This window comes from Streptomyces sclerotialus (assembly GCF_040907265.1).
GTDB lineage: Bacteria > Actinomycetota > Actinomycetes > Streptomycetales > Streptomycetaceae > Streptomyces > Streptomyces sclerotialus.
Window position 1 is genome coordinate 1,552,034 of the sequence record NZ_JBFOHP010000002.1, and the last position, 20,509, is coordinate 1,572,542.

Here is a 20,509-nt window from a genome sequence, read left to right on the forward strand (position 1 = left end):
TGCCGCCGCCCTTCCGGAGCGGCCGTTCACGGAGAACGTGACCGGCCGCTCCCAGACCTGCCCGGCCGCTCCGCCGAACGGATGAATCCCGCGGCCGGAAAGCGGTGGCCCGGGTATTTCCCGGATTGTTCCGGCGCCCTTCCGGTTAGCCATGCGAGCGAGGCATGCGCAGCCGCCCCATGGGCCCCGGAGGGAGTTCGGTGCAGGTGTTCCGACGGCGCGGAGCCCGGCCTGCGTACCGGGCCGAAGGGGCGGCCGCCACCGCGTTCACCGCCCTTGACCAGCGGCTTCCCCTCGTCGAAGGCGCCCGGGCACTGCTTCGCAAGGCCTTCCCCGACCACTGGTCCTTCCTGCTCGGGGAGCTCGCGCTCTACAGCTTCCTGGTGCTGGTACTGACCGGCACCTATCTCACGCTGTTCTTCGACCCGAGCACGGCGGAGACCGTTTACCACGGCCGCCACATTGCGCTCGACGGTACGCGGATGTCCCATGCGTACGCCTCCACCCTCGACATCAGTTTCGAGGTGCGCGGCGGTCTGCTGATCCGGCAGATCCACCACTGGTCGTCGCTGGTGTTCGTGGCCGCGGTCGGTGTGCACCTGCTCCGTGTCTTTTTCACCGGGGCTTTCCGGCGGCCCCGCGAAGTGAACTGGATGATCGGCGTGACGCTGTTCATGCTGGCGCTGCTGGAGGGTTTCGCCGGCTACTCCCTCCCGGACGATTCACTGTCCGGTACGGGACTGCGCACGGCCAACGCGATCGTCTCTTCCATTCCCCTCGTCGGCAGCTATCTGAATTTCTTCCTCTGGCAGGGCGCCTATCCCGGGACGGGCCTCATTCCGCGGCTCTACGTGCTGCACATCCTCCTCATTCCGGGAATCATCCTCGCGCTGGTCGCCCTGCACCTGATGCTCGTGGTCGTCCTCAAACACACGCACTGGAACAAGCGCGGCCACACCAACCGGAACGTCGTCGGCCAGCCGATGGTCCCGCAGTTCACCATGAAGTCCACCGGCCTCTTCATGATGATTTCCGGCGTACTGGCCTGCCTCGGTGCGGTGGCCCAGATCAATCCGGTCTGGGATTACGGTCCGTACCGCCCGGACCAGGTGGCCACCGACGCCCAGCCCGACTGGTACGTGGGATTCCTGGAAGGCGGCCTGCGGCTCATGCCGCCTTTCGAGACGAATCTGTGGGGCCATACCGTGATGTGGAACGTCTTCGTTCCCACTCTGGTGCTCCCCGGCCTGCTCTTCCTCACGCTGTACCTGTATCCGTTCTTCGAGCGCTGGGTGACCGGGGACCGCGCCGAACACCACCTGTGCGACCGGCCCCGGAACCGGCCCACCCGCACCGCGCTGGGCGTGGCCGCCGTCGTCTTCTACGCCGTCCTGCTGCTGGGCGGCGGCAACGACGTGATCGCCTACAGCTTCCGGGTCTCGGTGAACGCGCTCACCTGGGTCCTGCGCGTCGCCCTCGTGGTGGCCCCGGTGCTCGCCTTCCGGCTCACCAAGCGGCTCTGCCTCGCCCTCCAGGCGGCCGACCGCGAGCTGCTCACCGAAGGCGAGGAGACCGGCGAGGTCACGCAGCACGTCCATGGCGAGCTGAGTGGTGGCCGCACCGGCATCTCAGCCGACCGCGCGTACCGCATCCTCGTACGCGACGTCCCCGAGCCGCTGCCGCGCCCTGCGGACGGCCGTACGGCACGCGGGCAGCGGCTGCGGATCGCGCTGAGCGGCTGGTACTACCGCGATCACGTGCCGCTGCCGGTCGCCCCCGGACAGCGGCGGGAGATCGCCGAGCGGACCGCGGGCCCGGCGCGGGAGACGGCCGGGCCGCCGGACTCCGCGCGGTAGCCCCGCCGCCCGCTACCGGTCGTTGAACTCGAAGACCATCCCGAAGGCGCCGGCCACCAGCAGCCCGAAGCCGATGAGGAAGAGCCACAGACCATAGACGATGCCCAGGCCCGCCACCGCGGCGCCGAGCGCGGTCAGCGGCGGGTATCCGCTCTTCGGCGGGAAGAAGGCCAGCCGCCCGGCCCGCTCCCGGATCTCCCCCTGCTTGTCGTCCTCCGGCCGGGCGCCCCGGCGCCGGTGGTTCGCCGTGCAGAAGGCGGACACCAGAGCCGCCATCAGGCAGGACACGGTCAGCGCCGCCACCCCCGCGGGCTCCAGCGACAGCAGCGCGTAGACGACGTCGACGACGAGGAAGAACACCGCGACGCCGCCGAAGAGGTAGGCCTCGATCTTCATGCGCTGGGCTCTCCGTGCGGGTCGGGGGTCGGTTCCTGCGCGCCGTGCTCGCCGGCGGGCAGCCGGTACGCCTCGGGGTGGTGCAGGTCGAAGGCGGGCGAGTCGGAGCGCACGCGGGGCAGCGTGTGGAAGTTGTGCCGCGGCGGCGGGCAGGAGGTGGCCCACTCCAGCGACCTGCCCCAGCCCCAGGGGTCGTCGGCCTGCACCTTCGCGGCGTACTTGGCGGTCCTCCAGACGTTGTACAGGAACGGCAGCGTCGACAGGCCGAGGAGGAAGGCACCGAGGGAGGAGAGGGTGTTGAGGGTGGTGAAGCCGTCGGCCGCGAGGTAGTCGGCGTACCGCCGGGGCATGCCCTCGGAGCCCAGCCAGTGCTGGACCAGGAAGGTGAGCTGGAAGCCCGCGAACAGCGTCCAGAAATGGATCTTCCCGAGCCGTTCGTCGAGCATCCGGCCGGTCAGCTTGGGCCACCAGAAGTAGAAGCCGCCGAACATCGCGAAGACCACCGTCCCGAAGAGGACGTAGTGCAGGTGAGCGACGATGAAGTAGGTGTCGGTGACGTGGAGGTCCAGCGGCGGCGAGGCGATCAGCACCCCGCTCAGCCCGCCGAGCAGGAACGTCACCAGGAAGCCGCCGGCCCACAGCATCGGCGTCTCGAAGGAGAGGCTGCCGCGCCACATCGTGCCGATCCAGTTGAAGAACTTCACCCCCGTGGGCGCCGCGATCAGGAACGACATCAGCGAGAAGAACGGCAGCAGCACCGCGCCGGTGGCGAACATGTGGTGCGCCCAGACGGTCGCCGAGAGCATCGTGATGGCGATGGTCGCACCGACCATGCCGACGTAGCCGAAGACCGGCTTGCGGCTGAAGACCGGCACGATCTCGGTGATCACCCCGAAGAACGGCAGCGCCACGATGTAGACCTCGGGGTGTCCGAAGAACCAGAACAGGTGCTGCCACAGGACCGCCCCGCCGTTCGCCGCGTCGAAGACGTGCGCCCCGAACTTCCGGTCCGCGAGCAGCGCGAAGAGCGCGGCCGTGAGGACCGGGAAGGCCAGCAGGGCGAGGATCGAGGTGAACAGCACGTTCCAGGTGAAGATCGGCATCCGGAACATCGTCATGCCGGGCGCGCGCAGGCACATGATGGTCGCGATGAAGTTCACCGAGCCCAGCGTCGTGCTGAGCCCGGAGAGGATCAGGCCCGTCGCCCACAGGTCGCCGCCCTCCCCCGGCGTGCGCACGGCCCCGTTGAGCGGCGCGTACGCGAACCACCCGAAGGACGCGGCGCCCTGCGGGGTGAGGAAGCCGGCGACGACCATCAGGCCGCCGAGGAGGAACAGCCAGTAGGTGAGCGCGTTCAGCCGGGGGAAGGCGACGTCCGGGGCGCCGATCTGCAGCGGCATGACGGCGTTGGCGAACCCGGCGAACATCGGCGTCGCGAAGAGCAGCATCATGATCGTGCCGTGGATCGTGAACAGCTGGTTGTACTGCTCGGACGAGACCAGCTGCATCCCCGGGCGGGCCAGTTCGGTCCGCATCAGCATCGCCAGCGCCCCGGCGAACAGGAAGAACGCGAAGGCGGTCACGAGGTAGAGGTTGCCGATCACCTTGTGGTCGGTGGTGGTCAGCCAGCCGCGGATGCGGCTGCCGGTCTCGACACGGCGCGCCGCGGCGGCCTCCGCGCGCGCCTGCCGCTCAACGTGGACCACCGATTGCCTCCGTCCGACCGGTCCGTCCCCGTCAGCCTGTCACCACCGGCGGTGTTTCCCGCGAACCGCGGCGCACGGCGCCCGGCCGCCACCCGTAAGGAGCACCCACGGTTCGGCGCACGGTCAGGTCATCGGCACCGCCTGGTCACGCAATGATCGCGAGACGGGGTTTCGCTGCGTCCTCGTACACCGCAAGAATTGCCCTGCGCATCATGCGCCTCGCCAGCCCCCCACCGACGAAGAGGTCACCCGCCCATGCCGCATCTGGACCGCCGCCGCTTCCTGCAACTCGCCGGAGGCACCGCGGCCTTCACCGCGCTCTCGGGCAGCATCGCCCGCGCCGCCGCGATCCCGGCCCGGCACCGCTCCGGCACCATCGACGACGTCGAGCACATCGTCGTACTGATGCAGGAGAACCGTTCCTTCGACCACTACTTCGGCTCGCTCCGCGGCGTACGCGGCTTCGGCGACCCGCGCCCCGTGACGCTGCCCAGCGGCAAGCCGGTGTGGCACCAGTCGGACGGCACGAAGGAGGTACTGCCCTTCCGGCCGGAGGCCGACAACCTGGGCCTGCAGTTCATCCAGGACCTCAACCACGACTGGGCCGGCAGCCACCGGGCGTGGAACGAGGGCAAGTACGACCAGTGGATACCCGCCAAGTCGGCGACGACCATGGCGTACCTGACGCGTGCGGACATCCCCTTCCACTACGCCCTCGCCGACACCTTCACGATCTGCGACGCGTACCACTGCTCGCTGATCGGCTCCACCGACCCCAATCGCTACTACCTGTGGACCGGGTACACCGGCAACGACGGCACCGGCGGCGGCCCGGTCCTCGGCAACGAAGAGGCCGGCTACAGCTGGACCACCTACCCCGAGCGGCTGGAGAAGGCGGGCGTCTCCTGGAAGATCTACCAGGACATCGGCGACGGGCTCGACGCGGACGGCAAGTGGGGCTGGATCGACGACGCCTACCGCGGCACGTACGGCGACAACTCGCTGCTGTACTTCGACCAGTACCGGAACGCGAAGCCCGGCGACCCGCTGTACGACAAGGCCCGCACGGGCACGGACATCAAGGCGGGCGGCGGCCTCTTCGACCAGCTCCGGGCCGACGTCAAGGGCGGCAAGCTGCCGAAGATCTCCTGGATCGTGGCGCCCGAGGCGTTCACCGAGCACCCCAACTGGCCCGCGAACTACGGCGCCTGGTACATCTCCCAGATCCTGGACGCGCTCACCTCCGACCCCGACGTGTGGAGCAGGACCGCCCTCTTCGTCACCTACGACGAGAACGACGGCTTCTTCGACCACGTCGTGCCGCCGTACCCGCCGTCCTCCGACGCGCAGGGCCGCTCCACCGTGGACGTCGGCCCCGACCTCTACGAGGGCGGCAAGGGCTACGCCGCAGGGCCGTACGGCCTGGGCCAGCGCGTGCCGATGCTGGTCCTCTCGCCCTGGAGCAAGGGCGGCTACGTCTGCTCCGAGACCTTCGACCACACCTCCGTCATCCGCTTCATGGAGCGCCGCTTCGGCGTCCACGAGCCGCACATCTCGCCCTGGCGGCGGGCCATCTGCGGCGACCTGACCTCGGCCTTCGACTTCGCGCACCCCGACACCCGGCCGGTCGCCCTCCCGGACACCGAGGGCTACCGCCCGCCGGACGGCGACCGGCACGACGACTACGTCCCGAAGCCGCCCGCCGAACCGTCCCTCCCCCGCCAGGAGAAGGGCTCCCGCCCGGCCCGCGCCCTGCCCTACGCCCCGTACGCCGACGGCGCGGCCGACCCCGCGGCGGGGAAGTACACGCTCACCCTCAGCGGCGGCGACAAGGCGGGGGCCGCCTTCTACGTCACCGCGGGGAACCGCGGCGACGGCCCCTGGACGTACACCGCCGCCGCGGGCAGGCCGGTCTCCGACACCTGGAACACCGCCTACTCCGAGGGCCGGTACGACCTGTCTGTGTTCGGCCCGAACGGCTTCCTGCGCGTCTTCAAGGGACCGGGGAGGACCGCGGGCCCGGAGGTGACCGCGCGCCACGACGCCACCACCGGCAACGTGAAGCTGACCTTCACCAACCGCGGCCGTACCGACGCGGACCTCACGCTGGCCGACGCCTACGGCAGCCCCGCGCAGACGTTCAAGGTCCGGGCCGGCGCCACCGTCACCCACACCGTCGACCTGCGCCCGAGCAAGCGCTGGTACGACCTGTCGGTGACCTCGGAGGGCGACGCGGCATTCCTGCGCCGCTTCGCCGGCCACGTCGAGACCGGCGAACCAGGCGTCAGCGACCCGGCGATCCGCACCGTCTGACACTCATCCGCACCGTCCGACACTGATGCGCACCGTCCGACACTGCGGTCGTGTCCCCGGCCGCCCCCTCCGGGGCGGCGGCCGGGCGCTCGGCCGCCGCCGGGCCGCCTGCCTGTCCCTTCCCGCTGCCGGAGATCGGCTTCGGTTCGATAACGGTGAAGGAATTGTGTTGGTTCGACAGTGCAAATGTTGCTTAAAGTAACTTTGGCGGTGGACCCGGAGCCGCCGGTCACCCGGGCCGCCCCTACGTGAGGGGACTGTCGAACGGGAGCGGATGCGCGTGGAGCGAGCTGCGGAGCGGAACGAGCGGTGACACGGCGCGTACATCCGGCCACCGCGGCCCTGGGTGCCCTCCCCTACGCGGTGATGGCCCTGGTCACGCTGGTGGACCTCACTGTCGGACCGGCCGCCGGCTTCCTGCCGCTGGTCTCGCTCGGACCGGCCTTCGCGGGGCTGACCGGCAGCTGGCGGCGCACCGCCCTGATCGGTGTGCTCTCCTTCGTCCTCTGCCTCGTCCTCGGGGTGTACGACGGGCTCTTCGCCGGGCGCCGCGGGTACACCGCCCTGATCTCGGTCGCCGGCGTCACGGTCGCGGGCGTCGCGGCGGCCGTGATGCGGCGGCGCCGGGAGGCGGAGCTCGCGAACGTACGCTCCATCGCCGAGGTCGCGCAGCGCGTCCTGCTGCGTCCCGTGCCGCGCGGTGCGGGCCGGCTGAGCGTGGCCGTCTCGTACACCTCCGCGGTCGCCGAGGCGCGGATCGGCGGGGACCTCTACGAGGTCGTGGCCTCGCCGTACGGTGTGCGGGCGCTCATCGGGGACGTGCAGGGCAAGGGCCTGGAGGCGGTGGAGACGGCCGCCGTCGTGGTCGGTGCCTTCCGCGAGGCGGCGTACGACGAGCCGGACATCGCCGCCGTCGGCGCCCGCCTCGAACGCGCCCTGGAACGGCACCTGTCGGACGAGAAGTTCGTCACCGCCGTGCTCGCCGAGACCGGCACGGGCCACACGATGACGCTGCTGAACTACGGCCACCCCGCGCCGCTGGCCGTCCGCCCGGAGGGTGCCGTGGCGTACCTGGAGCCGCCGCGCCGGGCCCTGCCGCTCGGCCTCACCGCGCACGGCGAGGACGGCCCGGAACCGTACGACGTCGGCTTCGCGCCGGGCGACCAGGTGCTGTTCTACACGGACGGGGTGACCGAGGCGCGGGACGGCGACGGGCACTTCTACCCGCTGGACGAGCGGGCCGGACTGCTGAAGGAGGCGGACCCGCAGGCCGCGGTGGACGCCATCCGCGCGGATCTGGTGGCGCACACCGGCGGTCCGCTGCACGACGACGCCGCGATGCTGCTGGTCCGCTACCGCACCGCCTGACCGGGCCCGCGCCCTCGGGCCCGGCCGCATCTCCCCGGCCGGGGACGCTACTTGCCGCGGGCCTCGGCGAGCGTGTGCGCGACGAGGGCGTTGGCGTGGCCGTGCCCCAGGCCGTGTGCGCTCTTGAGCCATGCGACCAGCTCCATGTGCTTCGTCAGCGGGGAGGTGCGGATGAGGTCCTGCCACTCCGCTATCGGCCGGCCGTACTTCTTCTCGATCGACGGGAAGTAACTCGCGGGGCCCTGCACGTTTTCGGTCATGGGCGCAGTCTGGCACCCGCCACTGACAACGCGGCCGGAGCGCGGGCGGCCGGGCACCGCTGCCGCGCGTCAGAGCTCCAGCCGCTCCTCGGCCGCGCGCAGCCAGTCCCTGGCGACGACGGGGTCCGTCCGGGAGCGGTCCAGCACCAGGTAGAGGAAGACGCCCTCGTAACGACTGCGCACGAGGGGGCGGATGAGGTGGTACTCACTGTCCAGCGTGACGAGGATGTCCTCTATCCGTTCCGGCCGGTAGCCGAGCATTTCGAGGGTGAAGAGCTTGGCGCGCACGACGTCGGTGTCGCCCGCCGCCGCCTTCTCCAGGTCCGGCCCCGCCTTGCCGACGGCACCGAGCGTCAGACGGCTGAAGTAATCGACCACGGAGGCGCCGAGCACCCCGTCGATGCGCACGATGTTCCGCAAGGTCTCTTCGATGTCTGCCATTGGCCCACCTACCCCGTACTTGTACCGGCATCCTGCCACGCACCCGTCGCGCGTCGCGGCCCACCGTGGAAACGGGCATGTGCCCCGACGCGCGGCCCCCCGGCTCGTCGGTGACCCGGCATCAAGAACGCATAAAGATTGCCGGGTTCCGGCAATGACGGTTTCGGTGAACACCTGAAAACATTGCGGCGACCAGGGAAAGAACGTGCGACGGGGGAGGTGTTCCGATGGCCTGGTTTCTCGGCCTCGGCATCGCGGGGATCGTGGTACTGGCTCTCTCGCTCGTCCTCGACGGCGTACTGGAAGGGCTCTTCGACGGCCTCGGCGTGCTCGACGGCCTCTTCGACGGACTGCTGTCGCTGCCGGTGATCGCCGGCTTCGTCTCGATGCTCGGCTTCGGAGGCGCGCTCGTCCTCGGCACGACCGGCCTCGGAGCCGGCGCCGCCGCCGCGGCCGGGACGGTCGCCGGCCTCGCCGCCGGGTGGCTGACCTGGCGGACCTGCCGGGCCCTGATGCGCGAGCAGACCGCGGCGACTCCCCAGGGGGACGATCTGATCGGTACCGCCGGCTCGGTCGTCACCGCCATCCCGGCCGACGGCTACGGCGAGGTGCTGCTGCGGCTCGCGGGCCAGCCGGTGAAGCTGGCGGCCAAGGGCGAGGTGCCCATCGAACGCGGCGCCGAGATCTGGGTGGCGGCCACGCTGTCCCCGACGTCCGTGGCGGTCCGCCCCGTCGAGCGCTGACCCGCGCCCCCACGCGCCTCCTTCTCTCCCTTTCACATCGAACCAACCGCACCGATCTGCCGTCCGTCCCACGGGGGCAGGGGGGAAATTCCATATGAGTCCAGTCCTCACGGCGGTCGCCGGCATCGTCGTCCTGCTCGTCCTGCTCGCGCTGGTCGTCATCACGCGCTACAAGGTCGCCGGCCCCAGCGAGGCGTTCATCGTCACCGGGCGGCGCGGCAAGAAGGCCACCGACCCCGAGACCGGCCGGGTGTTCACCGACAACAGCGGCCAGAAGGTCGTGGTCGGCGGCGGCGTCTTCGTCGTGCCGTTCGTCCAGCAGAAGTTCACGCTGGACCTCTCCAGCCGGCAGATCCCCGTCGCCGTACGCGGCGCGGTCACCCTGCGCGGCGTGAAGGCCAACCTCGAAGGCGTCGCGATCGTCAAGGTCGGCGGCACCGAGGACTGCATCCGGGCCGCGGCCCAGCGGTTCCTCCAGCAGCAGGACGAGATCGTCGGCTTCACGCAGGAGGTCCTCTCCGGCGCGCTGCGGGCCATCGTGGGCCGGATGTCCGTGGAGGACGTCATACGGGACCGGGCCGCGTTCGCCGGGCAGGTCGCCGAGGAGGCCGAGGCCAGCCTGTCGGGCCAGGGCCTGGTGCTGGACGCCTTCCAGATCCACGACATCACCACCGAGGGCTCGTACCTGGAGGACCTCGGCCGGCCCGAGGCCGCCCGCGCCAAGCAGGAGGCCGACATCGCCGAGGCGGTGGCCCGGCGCGCGGCCGAACAGGCCCGGCTGAAGGCCGAGGAGGAGATCGCCGTCGCGCAGCGGACGTTCGCGCTGCGGCAGGCGGAGATCAAGGCCGAGACGGACGAGGCCGCGGCGCGGGCCGACGCGGCCGGACCGCTGGCCGAGGCCGCGCGGCGCCAGGAAGTCCTCAGTGAGCAGGAGAAGGTGGCGCAGCGGCAGGCCGCACTGACCGACCGCGAGCTGGACACGAAGGTGCGCAAGCCCGCCGACGCCGCCCGTTACCAGGCCGAGCAGGAGGCCGAGGCCCGTCGTATCGCGCTGGTCAAGGAGGCCGAGGCGACGGCCGAGCGGGCCCGGCTCACCGGTGAGGGCGAGAAGGCGCAGCGTGCGGCGCTCGCCGAGGCGGTGCGCATCGAAGGCGAGGCGGAGGCCGCCGCGATCGGCGCGAAGGGGGCGGCGGAGGCCGAGGCCATGCAGAAGAAGGCGGACGCGTTCGCGCGGTACGGGGACGCCGCGGTGCTGCAGATGCTGGTGGAGGTGCTGCCGGACGTCGTCGGCAAGGCGTCCGAACCGCTGGGCGCGGTGGACAAGATGACCGTGATCTCCACGGACGGCGCGGGCCGGCTCCCCCGTGCGGTCGCCGACAACGTCGCCCAGGGCGTCGAGCTGCTCGGCTCGACCACCGGGGTGGACCTGGCGGACCTCCTGAAGGGGATCACCGCGCGGCGCGGCGCCCCGGTGCCCGCACCGGCCGACGGCGGGCCCGCCGCGGCCAACGGGAAGATCGACATCACCGAGTAGCGCCCGGCCTCCGAGGGGCGGCGCAGGCCGCCCCTCGGAGGCGGTCATCCCCACCCGGCCTGTGCGACGGCGGCGCCCACGAAGGCGGAGCCGAGCCCGGCCACCACGCTGCCCGCCGCGTTGGCCACGGCGAAGAAGCGGGCGCCGCCCTCGGCCAGCCGCAGCGTCTCGTACGAGAACGTCGAGTACGTGGTCAGCGCCCCGCACAGGCCGGTACCGACGAGCAGCTGCACCTGGGAGGAGGCGGCGCCGGCGGCGACCGCGCCGGTCACCAGCCCGAGTACCAGGCATCCGGCGACGTTGACGGTGAAGGTCCCCCAGGGGAAGACGGTGTCGTGGCGGGACTGGACCGCACGGTCGGTGAGGTAGCGCAGCGGGGCCCCGACCATGGCCCCGGCGATCACGAGCAGCCAGTTCACCGCGTACGGCCTCCTTCGCCGCACTCTTCCGGTGCACGCCGCCGTTCTTCGAGTGCGCGCCGCCGTTCTTCGAGTACGCGCCGTCTCCGGCAGAGGACGCGGCGGGTTCCGGTGGCGGCGGCCCACACCGCGGCCAGCGCCGCGAGCAGGGTCAGCGCCAGGTACGCCAGTCCCGTGGCGGCCTTCCCGTCCTCGACCAGGCGCTGGATGTCCACGGCGTACGTGGAGAAGGTGGTGAAGCCGCCGAGCACGCCGGTGCCCAGGAAGGGCCGGGTCAGGGTGTGCGCGGTCCGGGCCGCGCCGAGCACCGCCATGAGGACGCCGATGAGGGCGCAGCCGGCCGTGTTGACGGCCATGGTCGTCCACGGGAAAGCGCCGGGCGCCGTGGGCCACAGCAGCGAGGAGCCGTAGCGCGCCACCGCTCCCAGGGCGCCGCCGAGCGCGACGGCGGCCACGACGGGGCCCTGCCGTTCCCGCCGTGCGGCGGGCGGCCGCGGCGGGACGTGCAGATCGACGTCGGGGTCGACCGGTTCGTTCAGCACGGAGGGGGTGGCGGGGCGGGCCTCTGACACGTGTCCTGTCTCCTACTCGCCGGGAGCACCGGCCGGGTACGCGCGCCCGGGCATGCGCCCACCGGTGCGCATCGCAAGCAGGGACCGTTGGCGGCGTCGCTGCCGCGGTTCGGGTACGGCGGGCCCCACCGCCGCGCGGGACCGAGTGGTCACCGCCTTCCCCAGTTTAACGGCTGCCCCTCAGGGTGCCGCGCAGCCGCCCGCCACCGGACGGACGGTGCGCACGCGAACGTCCGCCCTCCGCGACCGGGAGGGCGGACGTCACTGTACGAGGGCTACTGCATCGGGAAGATGTCCCCGCTGCCCATGGTCGACTCCTGCTCCGCCTGGCTCTCCAGCTTGCGGGCCTTGTCCTGGAGCCGCTTGCGGTCCTGCGGATCGTCCGTCCGTTCCGCCGCCTCCGACAGCTCCTTGGCCTTGTCCCGCATCTGCCGGATCCGGCCGCCGACCTCACCGTCCATGCCCATGTCCACTCCTTGCACGTCCGAGACACCACGTCCGAGACACCCGCGCGTGGAAGAAGCGCGGGCTCTTTCAGCGAATCAGCTCTCCGGCCGCCCCGCATCCGGGGAGCCGGGCCGTCAGCCGGGCCAGGTACCGGTCAGCCGCCGCGTGGCGGTGGCACCGCTGCGGTCCATGGCCGCCTTGACGACGGCGAAGATGGCTCCTTGCAGGGCCGCTGCCAGCAGCACCTCCCGCCAGGTGCGCTCTTCGTCTCTTGCACTCGGGGTGTCCCCCTCGTGCCCGAGCTTCTTCCACGTCTGCTTGAACAGCGCCCCGGCGATCATGCCGCTGCAGGCGCCGAGGGCCACGCCCACCGGCGTGTAGACGATCTTCGCTGCGTTCATCGGAACCTCCTGGTACGGCTGCCGCGGCGGCGTGGCCCGATGCCGCACGGGCCGCCGCGGGAGGCAGCGGCGAGCCGGCCGCGTCCCTTGCCGCCGCCGTGGCCGTGCCGGCGGACCTGCAGCCAGACGGCGACCGCCGCGGCGGCGGTCACCGCGAGCGCCGGAACGAGGCCCCGTTGCGCCGTGCGGGCGGTCCGGTCCTGGACCCGTGCCCGCGAATGGACGACGACGTCGTGGACCTTCGCCCTGGCGTCGCCGGCCTTCTCCTTCGCCCGCGCCTTCACGTCCGCCTTGGCGGCCAGCTCCTCGACGGTCCGGCCCAGCTCCTCACGGGTGTGCTCCACCCGCTCCCGCAGCTGTTCGGGCGTGAGGGACCGGGACTCTTTCCTGTCCTGGGATTCAGCGGTCATCGGTGCGCCTTCTCCTTCACCTCCGCGACATCGGCCTTGACGCCGGCGATCGCCTGCTCGGGTGCCAGCGGGGTCGCGCGGCCGATCTGCTTCTTGCCGGTCAGCGCCAGAATCCCGGCGAGCGCGAGGAGCGCGCCGGTGATGATCAGGGCCGACGCCCATACCGGCAGTACCAGCGCCAGGGCGGCGATCGCGGTGACCACGAGCGCTTCGAGCGCGAGGAAGCCGACCACGCCCGCGCCGCCGAACAGCCCGCCGCCGACGCCGAACCGTTTGCCCTTCCGCACCATCTCCGCCTGCGCCAGCTGCATCTCCTCACGCACCAGCTGCGAGAGCTGCTGGGAGGCGCGGGAGACCAGCTCGCCCACCGACTCCTCGGTGTGGCGGGAGTGCGAGGCCGTGGCGGGGGACGTACGGATGCGCACCGTACGGTCCTCGGCGGTCCTCGTCACCGTGCGGTCCTCAGTAGTACTCATCACCGATCAACTGCCTTTCCGTGGCCGCGTCCTGCGCGGATCACACTTCCCCCGGGCTCTCGGCCTTCCGGCGTTCCTCCTCGCTCCAGGCTTTGGTGTCACGCGGTTCGAGGTACGGCTCGTCCCCGTCGGGGTGGCCCCCGACGACGGCCCGTTCCCGTGCCATCTCGGCGTCGAATTCCAGGCCGAGCAGGATGGCCAGATTGGTGATCCACAGCCAGACAAGGAAGATGATCACGCCGGCGAGGGTGCCGTAGGTCTTGTTGTAGGAGGCGAAGTTCCCCACGTACACCGCGAAGCCGGCGGAGGCCACCAGCCAGATGAGCAGGGCCAGGAAGCTCCCGGGGCTCACCCACCGCAGGCCGCGGCCCTTCACGTTGGGCGCGCCCCAGTAGAGGATCGCGATCATGGTCGTCACCAGGATCAGCAGGACCGGCCACTTGGCGATCGACCAGACCGTCAATGCCGTGCCGCCGAAGCCCAGTGCCTCACCCGCCTGCTGCGCGAAGTTGCCGGTGAACACCACGATGAGCGCACTGAGGAGAGACAGCAACATCAGTACCACCGTAAGACCCAGCCGTACCACGAGCACCTTGCCCAGCGGCCGTCCCTCGGCGATGTCGTACACGACGTTGGAGCTGCGGATGAACGCCGCCACGTACCCGGAGGCGGTCCACACCGCCACCAGCAGACCGACGACGGCCACCAGTGAGCCGACTCCGGCATTGCCCTGCAGCTGCTGTACGGCATTGGCGATCACCTGCCGTACGGCGCCGGGGGCCAGCTGCTGGAGCGTGCTCACCACCCTCTGGGCGGTCGACTCCCCCACGAGGCCCAGCAGCGAGACCAGGACGAGCAGCGCGGGGAACAGCGAGAGCACCCCGTAGTACGTCAGCGCCGCCGCCCGGTCGACCAGTTCGTCCTTCTGGAACTCCTTGACCGTGCCACGCAGCACGGCCCACCAGGACTTCTTGGGCAGGTCCGTCAGCTCGTCGGGCTCCTGCCGCTTGACGAGCGGATCCGGCCCCGGGCTTGCAGCCGGTCCCTGGCCTGCCTCCTGCCGCGCCTCGGGCACCCGGGCCTCCGGTTCCCCGGGACCTGCACCGGCGCGGTGAGCGGGGCCCTCCTGGCCCCCCGGTCGCGTTGTCCGTGCCATACGACGTGGGTAACCGTCCGCTCCGAACCGAAACGGATCCGGCGCGCCAGGCGCGGCGCCGGCCGCGCCCCGCGACGCGGACACGGGCAGGGCACCGTTCCGCCGTCCGGGTGACGCCGGAGGCGCTTCCTAGCCGCGTGCCGCGTACGTACGGAACTCCGTGAGGTAGGGCTCCTCGGCCGGATCGGGCCGGTCGGTCGCATTGAGGGCGCGGTGCCACCACGGGTAGTAGGCCGGCAGCTGCGACACACGGGTGACGGTCTCGCGTTCCTCGTCGGTCAGCTCCAGGTCCGCCGCCGCGAGATTGTCACGCAGCTGCTCCTCGGTACGCGCTCCGAGGACGATGCCGGTGACGCCGGGGCGCCCCAGGAGCCAGGCGAGCACGACCCGGGGCACGGAGACACCGCGCTCCCGGGCGATGCCGTCGAGCGCGTCGATGATGTCGTACGCCCGGTCCCAGTCGGTGACGTGCGGTTCGGGCCAGTCGGTGCCCTGCCGGGTGGTGTCCGGCGTCTCCTGCCCGCGCCGCACCTTGCCGGTGAGCAGGCCCTCACCCAGGGGGCTCCACACGTCCGTCATACGCCCCAACGTAGGCGCTCCCCCGCCGCTCTGCAGAGCGGGCCCCGACGGCCTCCCCTGCGGCGCGCACGCCGCCCCTCAAGGGCTCTCGCGCTCGCCGGCCCTCGAGAGCGCCCGCTCAGGAGAACACGGCGGCCAGCACGATCAGAAGGAGCAGCACGGCCGGCGTCTCCCAGCGCATCGCGCGCCTGAGGGTGCGCAGGTCCGGCATCGAACCTCGACCGCTGCTCCCCGAAGAGCCCGCCCCGCTGTCGTCGTTGTCGTCACTCATCGCCGGTCCTCAGGCCTTCCCTGCGCCCTCGAACCACGTGGGGGCGTCTTCCGTGGCCTGCTTGATCCGGTCGAGCGCGAACGCCTCCATCGGGGGCAGCGCGTCCAGCTCGAACCAGCCGACCTCCAGGGACTCGTCATCGTTCACGCGCGCCTCGCCGCCGGTGGCGCGGCAGAGGAAGCAGATGTCCATGAACTGGCAGCGGTCGCCGTTGGGGTAGGTGACCGGCTCCAGCGCCTGGACCAGAAGGAGACGCTCCGGGACGCAGTGGACGGCGGTCTCCTCGAAGACCTCGCGCACGGCGCAGACGGCGGGCTGTTCGCCCGGCTCGGGGATGCCCCCGATGATCGACCAGCGGCCGCTGTCGACGCGGCGCCCCAGCAGCACCCGCCGCTCGTCGTCGAAGACGATCGCGCTGACGCCGGGCATCCAGAGCAGCTGGTGGCCGGCGGTCGCGCGGATTTCGCGGATGAAGTCGGGTGTCGCCATGCCCCGCACCTTAGCGAGCGCCCGGCGCGGGGACGAAATGCTTCGGGAGCCTTACCGGCAGGCCGTCCGGGCCGTCCGGGCCCGGTGCCGCCGACCGGCTCAGGCGGCGCCCCGGGCGGGTTTCGGCTGCAGGCCCAGCCGGGAGCGGATGCAGCGGACCGCGGCCTCCGCGTCGTCGACGGTGACCGTGAACGTACGGCCGTCACCGAGCCGGAGGATCACCGCCTCACCGCGGCGCACGATCACCCCCGTGCCCTGTTCCGGGCGCCATCGGTAGCCCCAGCCGCCCCAGTGGCAGGGCGTGACGCGGGGCGCGAAGTCGACGTCGACCACGTGCGAGAGCGGGATGCGGCGGCGGGGCAGTCCGATGTGGCCGCAGCGCACCTCAAGACAGTCCTTGTCGACCCGCACGGCCACGTGCACGAAGGCGAGCGTGCCGAAGAGGACGAGCAGTCCGGCGGCGACGCAGCCGACGACGGCCATCACCAGCGGAGTCGAGCCCGACGTCCAGGCGTCGTCGACCGCCAGCTCGATGCCCAGCGCCATGCACGCGGCCCCGGCGGCGGCCAGCAGCCACTGGAAGCGGTTGGTGGCCCGTCCGTGCCAGACCTCGGGTACGGAGCCGCAGGGCGAGTCCTGCGCGCCGTCACTGTGGGGGGCTGCTGCCCCCTCCTGGGGGTGGTCCCTCATGCTTCGCAGCGTACGCGTATTCGCCTCGCCCGGCAGCGGGCGCCGTGGCCCTCCGTGACGGGTGGGACGCGGGGCGCCGACTGCGTCCACGGAGGCGGAGCCGATCGTTCAGTTGACGCGTTCCGTAACGGGTCCGCTCCGTTGCGTACCGCCCCTGGGGGCGAGCCGCTGCCCCCCCCGAAGGGCGTTGCTCAGCGGGCCGGTTCCGCGGCCGGTTCGCCGGGCGCGGGGACGGCGGCCCCGCCACGGAGGCCGGCCCCGATACCGGAGAGCAGTCTGCCCTCCTCGTACGCCAGCGCCGCCTCCGGGAGCGCACCGGTGCGCCCGCTGAGGAGGACGGTCAGGTCGCTGCTCGGGGTGGCGGCGGGCGCCGGTTCGGCACCGATGCGGCGCAGCGCCTGGGCGGCGACCGCGTCCGCGGAACCGTGGAGCGTGAGCGCGGGCCCGTCCGGACGCTGCAGCGCGTCCCTGATGCGGTCGGCGACCAGCTCGTAGTGCGTGCAGCCGAGGACGACGGACCGTACGTCCGGTGGAGTGAGCGCCGCCGCCGCGGTGATCGCCGCGGTGATCGCCGTCTCGTCGGCGGTCTCCACGGCGTCGGCGAGGCCGGGGCACGGCACCTCGGCGACCTCGGTGTCCGCCGCGAAGGAGCGGATCAGCCCGCGCTGGTACGGGCTGCCGGTCGTGGCGGGGGTGGCCCAGATCGCCACCGGGCCGCCGCCGGCCGCCGCCGGCTTGATCGCGGGAACGGTCCCGATCACCGGCAGGTCCGGCTCCAGCTCGGCGCGGAGCGTGGGCAGCGCGTGGACGGAGGCGGTGTTGCAGGCGACGATCAGGGCGTCCGGACGGTGCACCGCGGCGTTCCTGGCGACCGCGAGCGCGCGCTCGGTGAGGTCCGCGGCGGTACGCGGGCCCCATGGCATGCCGTCGGGGTCGGAGGAGAGCACGAGACCGGCGTCGGGCCGCAGCCGCCGTACGGCCGCGGCGGCCGCGAGCAGGCCGGAGCCGGAGTCCATGAGCGCGATCTTCACCCGGACACTTTACTCAGCCGGGCCCGGTGCGGGCCGCACCGGGCCGCTTCCCCGGTGGGCGGTGCGCCGTGCGGCACACTGCCGGAGTGGCTGAGATGGCGTGGATCGCGGGGGTGTCGCTGGCGGCGTGGGTCTGGCTGCTGGCGGGCCAGGGCTTCTTCTGGCGGACGGACGTGCGCCTGCCGCCCGGCACGGCGCAGCGGCGGCCGTACGGCCGCACGGAGCCCGCGCAAGGGCCCGGCGAGGCGTCCGGGGACTGGCCCTCCGTGGCCGTCGTCGTCCCGGCGCGGGACGAGGCGGAGGTGCTGCCGGTGAGCCTGCCGTCGCTGCTGGCGCAGGAGTATCCGGGGCGGGCCGAGGTCTTCCTCGTCGACGACGGCAGCACGGACGGCACCGGGGCGCTGGCCCGCGCGCTGGCCGCCGGGCACGGCGGACTGCCGCTGACCGTGACCTCGCCGGGTGAGCCGGCCCCGGGGTGGACGGGCAAGCTGTGGGCGGTGCGGCACGGCACGGCGCTCGCCCGGGAGCGCACGGACGCGGACTACCTGCTGCTGACCGACGCGGACATCGCGCACGGGCCGGACAGCCTGCGTGCCCTCGTGTCCGCCGCCCGTGCGGCCGACCTGGACCTGGTGTCACAGATGGCGCGGCTGCGGGTGGCGGACTTCTGGGAACGGCTGATCGTCCCGGCGTTCGTGTACTTCTTCGGCCAGCTGTACCCGTTCCGCTGGGTGAACCGGCCCGGCGCACGTACCGCGGCGGCGGCCGGCGGCTGCGTACTGCTGCGCCGGGACGCCGCCGAGCGGGCCGGGATCCCGGAGCGCATCCGGCACGCGGTGATCGACGACGTGACGCTGGCCCGCGCCGTGAAGCGCTCCGGAGGCCGGCGCGGGCCGGGCTCGGGGCGGATCTGGCTGGGACTCGCGGACCACGTGGAGAGCGTGCGGCCGTATCCGCGCCTGGCCGACCTGTGGCGGATGGTGGCGCGCAGCGCGTACGCACAACTCCTGCACAGTCCGTTGCTGTTGGCGGGCACGGTCCTGGGTCTCGCGCTGGTCTATCTGGTGCCGCCGGTCGCGCTGGTCGCGGGCCTGATCGGCGGCGGCGCGCCGGCCGCGGTCCTCGGGGGCCTGGCGTGGGCGGTGATGGCGGGGACGTATCTGCCGATGCTGCGCTACTACCGGCAGCCCCCGTGGACGGCGCCCCTGTTGCCGTTCACGGCGCTGCTGTACCTCCTGATGACGGTGGACTCGGCCGTGCAGCACTACCGCGGGCGCGGCGCCGCGTGGAAGGGACGGACGTACGGGGCGCCGCCTACGGGGGCGGGGGCCGCCTCAGGAGAGGCCTCCGAGGGCGCGTAGACACGCACGGTCGCACCGTCCGAAGGCTCGGAGGCACGCACCGTCCGAAGGTGCGGAGGCGCGTGCCGCCCGAGGGCGCGGAGGTACGCGCCTCATTTCCGGCCCGGTGCCCACCGCATCCCCCACCCGTACGCCTGGTCCACCGTGCGCTGCGGGCTGACGCCCCGCTCGGGGACGAGGTAGCGGGCCTCACGCTGGACGACCAGTTCGCTGCCGGTGTTGATGAGCAGCGCCAGCGCGCAGACGTTGGACGGGACGGTGCACTCGTCGAGGGAGAAGTCGACGGGCGCGCCGCGCTGCGGGGTGAGGGTGACCGTGGCGTTCAGGTCGCCGAAGCTGCGCGCGCCTTCGTAGATGGTGACGAAGAACAGGATCCGCTTGATGAGGTGCTGGTGGTCGAGGCTGACCGTGAGGTTCTCGCCGGAGGCCACGGCGCCGGTGCGGTCGTCCCCGTCGAGGTGGATGTACGGCGGGGCGTGCAGGGAGCCGAAGGCGTTGCCCAGGGCCTGTACGACGCCCTTGCTGCCGTCGGTCAGTTCGTACAGCGCGCCCAGGTCGAGGTCGAGCGCCGCGGGACCGGCGAGCGCCCGGGTCAGCTTGCGGCCCCAGCCCGATCCCGCGGGTGCCTGGCGCGTCCGCCAGTTGAGGTTCACCCGCAGCGCGCCCGAGGTGCCCCCTTGTTTCGTCAGCGAAACGGCGGGCGCTTCCTTCGTCAGGGTGACTTTCGAGAGACGTACGGGGGTGGGGGCGGGCGCGCTCGCGGTGCGCGCCGGGGGCGTGCGGGTTGACGCACCGAGTTGACCTTGGGGCGCCGTGTGCTCCGGCGTGGCCTCGGGAGCTTCCGGGACGGCAGCGGGCGCTCCCGGGGGCACAGGGACGGCGGGCGCCGGGCCCGGATCGTCCACGGTGATCCCGTAGTCCGTCGCCAGACCGGCCAGTCCGCGGTCGTAGCCCTGGCCGACCGCGCGGAACTTCCAGCCGCCCTGTCGCCGGTAGAGCTCGCCGAGCACGAAGGCGGTCTCCACGGTGGCGTCCTGGCTGTCGAACCGGACGAGTTCGGCACCACCGGGGCCCGCGGCCGCAGCACCACCGGAGCCCGCGCCCGAGCTTCCCGTAGGTGCGCCCGTCGCGTCGAGGACCCGTACGCTCAGCCCCGGCACCTGCCCGAACGTTCCGCCGTCCGCGGAGGCCGCGAGCACCACCCGGTCGACCGCCGGCTCCATGGCGGCGAGGTCGACGGCGAGGGTGTCGGCCGTCGTGCCGTCCGCCGTCCGCTTGCCCTCGTGGCGCACGGCGCCCGCGGCGTGCACCGGCTGGTTGTAGAACACGAAGTCGCCGTCGTCCCGCACCTTGCCGCCGCTCAGCAGCAGCGCGGAGGCGTCCACGTCGGGGACGCCGGGACCGGTCCGCCAGCTCAGCTCGATCCGTACCGCGCCGGCCTCCACCGGAGCGTTGCCCCCCTTGGGCATCGACATGGCCGCCTCCTTCGGATTCGCGCTCCCGCTTCGCGGCGCGCCGCCTCCCAACCTAGGGGGTCGCCGACGTGCGCAGTCCCCACCGACGAAGGCAAGATTTCACCTGCCGGTGAGC

The 20,509-nt window shown here is 72.3% G+C and carries 23 protein-coding genes; 6 read left to right on the plus strand and 17 right to left on the minus strand.

Annotated elements, in window-relative coordinates:
* The first annotated feature begins 179 nt into the window (after positions 1-179).
* On the plus strand, positions 180-1,856 hold the full coding sequence (qcrB, locus tag AAC944_RS06865; RefSeq protein ID WP_030610832.1) for a cytochrome bc1 complex cytochrome b subunit: 1,677 nt from the start codon (positions 180-182) through the stop codon (positions 1,854-1,856).
* A 12-nt stretch (positions 1,857-1,868) separates the two neighbouring features.
* Here the strand turns inward: qcrB and AAC944_RS06870 are convergent, their stop codons facing one another.
* Both AAC944_RS06870 and ctaD read right to left on the minus strand, forming a co-directional pair.
* Positions 1,869-2,252, minus strand: coding sequence for a cytochrome c oxidase subunit 4 (locus AAC944_RS06870; RefSeq protein ID WP_030610829.1), 384 nt, complete (start codon positions 2,250-2,252; stop codon positions 1,869-1,871).
* Positions 2,249-3,958, minus strand: a complete 1,710-nt coding sequence (gene ctaD / locus AAC944_RS06875; RefSeq protein WP_030610826.1) for an aa3-type cytochrome oxidase subunit I — start codon at positions 3,956-3,958, stop codon at positions 2,249-2,251. Before ctaD ends, AAC944_RS06870 begins: the two co-directional genes overlap by 4 nt.
* A 255-nt stretch (positions 3,959-4,213) precedes the next feature.
* On the opposite strand from ctaD, the gene AAC944_RS06880 reads away from it, so the two are divergent.
* Positions 4,214-6,271, plus strand: a complete 2,058-nt coding sequence (locus AAC944_RS06880) for a phosphocholine-specific phospholipase C (RefSeq protein ID WP_030610824.1) — start codon at positions 4,214-4,216, stop codon at positions 6,269-6,271.
* A 309-nt stretch (positions 6,272-6,580) separates the two neighbouring features.
* Positions 6,581-7,639: a PP2C family protein-serine/threonine phosphatase gene (locus AAC944_RS06885; RefSeq protein WP_030610822.1), complete on the plus strand. Its 1,059-nt coding sequence runs from the start codon at positions 6,581-6,583 to the stop codon at positions 7,637-7,639.
* Between the two features lie 47 nt (positions 7,640-7,686).
* Here AAC944_RS06885 and AAC944_RS06890 read toward each other — a convergent pair whose 3' ends face one another.
* Together AAC944_RS06890 and AAC944_RS06895 are read right to left on the minus strand one after the other, a co-directional pair.
* Positions 7,687-7,899: a DUF4287 domain-containing protein gene (locus AAC944_RS06890; RefSeq protein WP_030610818.1), complete on the minus strand. Its 213-nt coding sequence runs from the start codon at positions 7,897-7,899 to the stop codon at positions 7,687-7,689.
* Between the two features lie 69 nt (positions 7,900-7,968).
* Positions 7,969-8,340 carry a hypothetical protein gene (locus tag AAC944_RS06895; protein ID WP_030610813.1) on the minus strand — a complete coding sequence of 124 codons (372 nt, stop codon included), beginning with the start codon at positions 8,338-8,340 and terminating at the stop codon, positions 7,969-7,971.
* A gap of 227 nt (positions 8,341-8,567) precedes the next feature.
* On the opposite strand from AAC944_RS06895, the gene AAC944_RS06900 reads away from it, so the two are divergent.
* Together AAC944_RS06900 and AAC944_RS06905 are read left to right on the plus strand one after the other, a co-directional pair.
* Positions 8,568-9,083, plus strand: coding sequence for an NfeD C-terminal domain-containing protein (locus tag AAC944_RS06900; protein ID WP_030610809.1), 516 nt, complete (start codon positions 8,568-8,570; stop codon positions 9,081-9,083).
* 94 nt (positions 9,084-9,177) lie between these two features.
* On the plus strand, positions 9,178-10,617 hold the full coding sequence (locus AAC944_RS06905) for a flotillin family protein (protein WP_030610806.1): 1,440 nt from the start codon (positions 9,178-9,180) through the stop codon (positions 10,615-10,617).
* Between the two features lie 44 nt (positions 10,618-10,661).
* Here the strand turns inward: AAC944_RS06905 and crcB are convergent, their stop codons facing one another.
* From crcB to AAC944_RS06965, 12 genes are all read right to left on the minus strand, one after another.
* Complete coding sequence (crcB, locus tag AAC944_RS06910; RefSeq protein WP_030610803.1) at positions 10,662-11,036, minus strand: fluoride efflux transporter CrcB; 375 nt, start codon at positions 11,034-11,036, stop codon at positions 10,662-10,664.
* Positions 11,033-11,578, minus strand: coding sequence for a fluoride efflux transporter FluC (locus tag AAC944_RS06915; RefSeq protein ID WP_078888403.1), 546 nt, complete (start codon positions 11,576-11,578; stop codon positions 11,033-11,035). The genes crcB and AAC944_RS06915 overlap by 4 nt, the downstream gene beginning before the upstream one ends.
* 305 nt (positions 11,579-11,883) lie before the next feature.
* Positions 11,884-12,075 (minus strand): DUF6381 family protein, encoded by a 192-nt coding sequence (locus AAC944_RS06920; RefSeq protein WP_030610797.1) that lies wholly within the window; start codon positions 12,073-12,075, stop codon positions 11,884-11,886.
* A gap of 114 nt (positions 12,076-12,189) precedes the next feature.
* Complete coding sequence (locus AAC944_RS06925; protein WP_030610795.1) at positions 12,190-12,456, minus strand: DUF4235 domain-containing protein; 267 nt, start codon at positions 12,454-12,456, stop codon at positions 12,190-12,192.
* Complete coding sequence (locus AAC944_RS06930; RefSeq protein ID WP_051871522.1) at positions 12,453-12,866, minus strand: DUF3618 domain-containing protein; 414 nt, start codon at positions 12,864-12,866, stop codon at positions 12,453-12,455. The genes AAC944_RS06925 and AAC944_RS06930 overlap by 4 nt, the downstream gene beginning before the upstream one ends.
* Complete coding sequence (locus tag AAC944_RS06935; RefSeq protein ID WP_078888391.1) at positions 12,863-13,342, minus strand: phage holin family protein; 480 nt, start codon at positions 13,340-13,342, stop codon at positions 12,863-12,865. Before AAC944_RS06935 ends, AAC944_RS06930 begins: the two co-directional genes overlap by 4 nt.
* 40 nt (positions 13,343-13,382) lie before the next feature.
* Positions 13,383-14,498: a YihY/virulence factor BrkB family protein gene (locus tag AAC944_RS06940; protein ID WP_078888390.1), complete on the minus strand. Its 1,116-nt coding sequence runs from the start codon at positions 14,496-14,498 to the stop codon at positions 13,383-13,385.
* A gap of 129 nt (positions 14,499-14,627) precedes the next feature.
* Positions 14,628-15,077 (minus strand): aldo/keto reductase, encoded by a 450-nt coding sequence (locus AAC944_RS06945; protein ID WP_078888389.1) that lies wholly within the window; start codon positions 15,075-15,077, stop codon positions 14,628-14,630.
* 118 nt (positions 15,078-15,195) lie between these two features.
* The gene (locus AAC944_RS06950) at positions 15,196-15,348 is read right to left on the minus strand and encodes a hypothetical protein (protein ID WP_196942859.1); all 153 of its coding nucleotides are present in this window, start codon (positions 15,346-15,348) and stop codon (positions 15,196-15,198) included.
* Positions 15,349-15,357: 9 nt separating this feature from the next.
* Positions 15,358-15,837 carry an NUDIX hydrolase gene (locus AAC944_RS06955; protein ID WP_030610779.1) on the minus strand — a complete coding sequence of 160 codons (480 nt, stop codon included), beginning with the start codon at positions 15,835-15,837 and terminating at the stop codon, positions 15,358-15,360.
* 99 nt (positions 15,838-15,936) lie between these two features.
* Positions 15,937-16,527, minus strand: a complete 591-nt coding sequence (locus AAC944_RS06960; protein WP_030610776.1) for a hypothetical protein — start codon at positions 16,525-16,527, stop codon at positions 15,937-15,939.
* 191 nt (positions 16,528-16,718) lie between these two features.
* Positions 16,719-17,558, minus strand: a complete 840-nt coding sequence (locus AAC944_RS06965; protein WP_037771619.1) for a glutamate racemase — start codon at positions 17,556-17,558, stop codon at positions 16,719-16,721.
* Between the two features lie 95 nt (positions 17,559-17,653).
* On the opposite strand from AAC944_RS06965, the gene AAC944_RS06970 reads away from it, so the two are divergent.
* Complete coding sequence (locus AAC944_RS06970; RefSeq protein ID WP_051871521.1) at positions 17,654-18,919, plus strand: glycosyltransferase; 1,266 nt, start codon at positions 17,654-17,656, stop codon at positions 18,917-18,919.
* A gap of 92 nt (positions 18,920-19,011) precedes the next feature.
* On the opposite strand, the gene AAC944_RS06975 is transcribed toward AAC944_RS06970, so the two are convergent.
* Complete coding sequence (locus tag AAC944_RS06975) at positions 19,012-20,394, minus strand: TerD family protein (protein WP_030610767.1); 1,383 nt, start codon at positions 20,392-20,394, stop codon at positions 19,012-19,014.
* Between the last annotated feature and the right edge of the window lie 115 nt (positions 20,395-20,509).

What these genes read in the sequence shown, in the direction of transcription:
- AAC944_RS06955 (WP_030610779.1), bottom strand. Translation starts at nt 15,837, where the DNA reads ATGGCGACACCCGACTTCATCCGCGAAATCCGCGCGACCGCCGGCCAC.
- AAC944_RS06880 (WP_030610824.1), top strand. Translation starts at nt 4,214, where the DNA reads ATGCCGCATCTGGACCGCCGCCGCTTCCTGCAACTCGCCGGAGGCACC.
- AAC944_RS06945 (WP_078888389.1), bottom strand. Translation starts at nt 15,077, where the DNA reads ATGACGGACGTGTGGAGCCCCCTGGGTGAGGGCCTGCTCACCGGCAAG.
- AAC944_RS06935 (WP_078888391.1), bottom strand. Translation starts at nt 13,342, where the DNA reads ATGAGTACTACTGAGGACCGCACGGTGACGAGGACCGCCGAGGACCGT.
- AAC944_RS06895 (WP_030610813.1), bottom strand. Translation starts at nt 8,340, where the DNA reads ATGGCAGACATCGAAGAGACCTTGCGGAACATCGTGCGCATCGACGGG.
- AAC944_RS06950 (WP_196942859.1), bottom strand. Translation starts at nt 15,348, where the DNA reads ATGAGTGACGACAACGACGACAGCGGGGCGGGCTCTTCGGGGAGCAGC.
- AAC944_RS06920 (WP_030610797.1), bottom strand. Translation starts at nt 12,075, where the DNA reads ATGGGCATGGACGGTGAGGTCGGCGGCCGGATCCGGCAGATGCGGGAC.
- AAC944_RS06940 (WP_078888390.1), bottom strand. Translation starts at nt 14,498, where the DNA reads ATGGCACGGACAACGCGACCGGGGGGCCAGGAGGGCCCCGCTCACCGC.
- AAC944_RS06970 (WP_051871521.1), top strand. Translation starts at nt 17,654, where the DNA reads ATGGCGTGGATCGCGGGGGTGTCGCTGGCGGCGTGGGTCTGGCTGCTG.
- qcrB (WP_030610832.1), top strand. Translation starts at nt 180, where the DNA reads ATGGGCCCCGGAGGGAGTTCGGTGCAGGTGTTCCGACGGCGCGGAGCC.
- AAC944_RS06905 (WP_030610806.1), top strand. Translation starts at nt 9,178, where the DNA reads ATGAGTCCAGTCCTCACGGCGGTCGCCGGCATCGTCGTCCTGCTCGTC.
- AAC944_RS06960 (WP_030610776.1), bottom strand. Translation starts at nt 16,527, where the DNA reads ATGAGGGACCACCCCCAGGAGGGGGCAGCAGCCCCCCACAGTGACGGC.
- AAC944_RS06975 (WP_030610767.1), bottom strand. Translation starts at nt 20,394, where the DNA reads ATGTCGATGCCCAAGGGGGGCAACGCTCCGGTGGAGGCCGGCGCGGTA.
- AAC944_RS06930 (WP_051871522.1), bottom strand. Translation starts at nt 12,866, where the DNA reads ATGACCGCTGAATCCCAGGACAGGAAAGAGTCCCGGTCCCTCACGCCC.
- AAC944_RS06900 (WP_030610809.1), top strand. Translation starts at nt 8,568, where the DNA reads ATGGCCTGGTTTCTCGGCCTCGGCATCGCGGGGATCGTGGTACTGGCT.
- AAC944_RS06925 (WP_030610795.1), bottom strand. Translation starts at nt 12,456, where the DNA reads ATGAACGCAGCGAAGATCGTCTACACGCCGGTGGGCGTGGCCCTCGGC.
- AAC944_RS06870 (WP_030610829.1), bottom strand. Translation starts at nt 2,252, where the DNA reads ATGAAGATCGAGGCCTACCTCTTCGGCGGCGTCGCGGTGTTCTTCCTC.
- AAC944_RS06890 (WP_030610818.1), bottom strand. Translation starts at nt 7,899, where the DNA reads ATGACCGAAAACGTGCAGGGCCCCGCGAGTTACTTCCCGTCGATCGAG.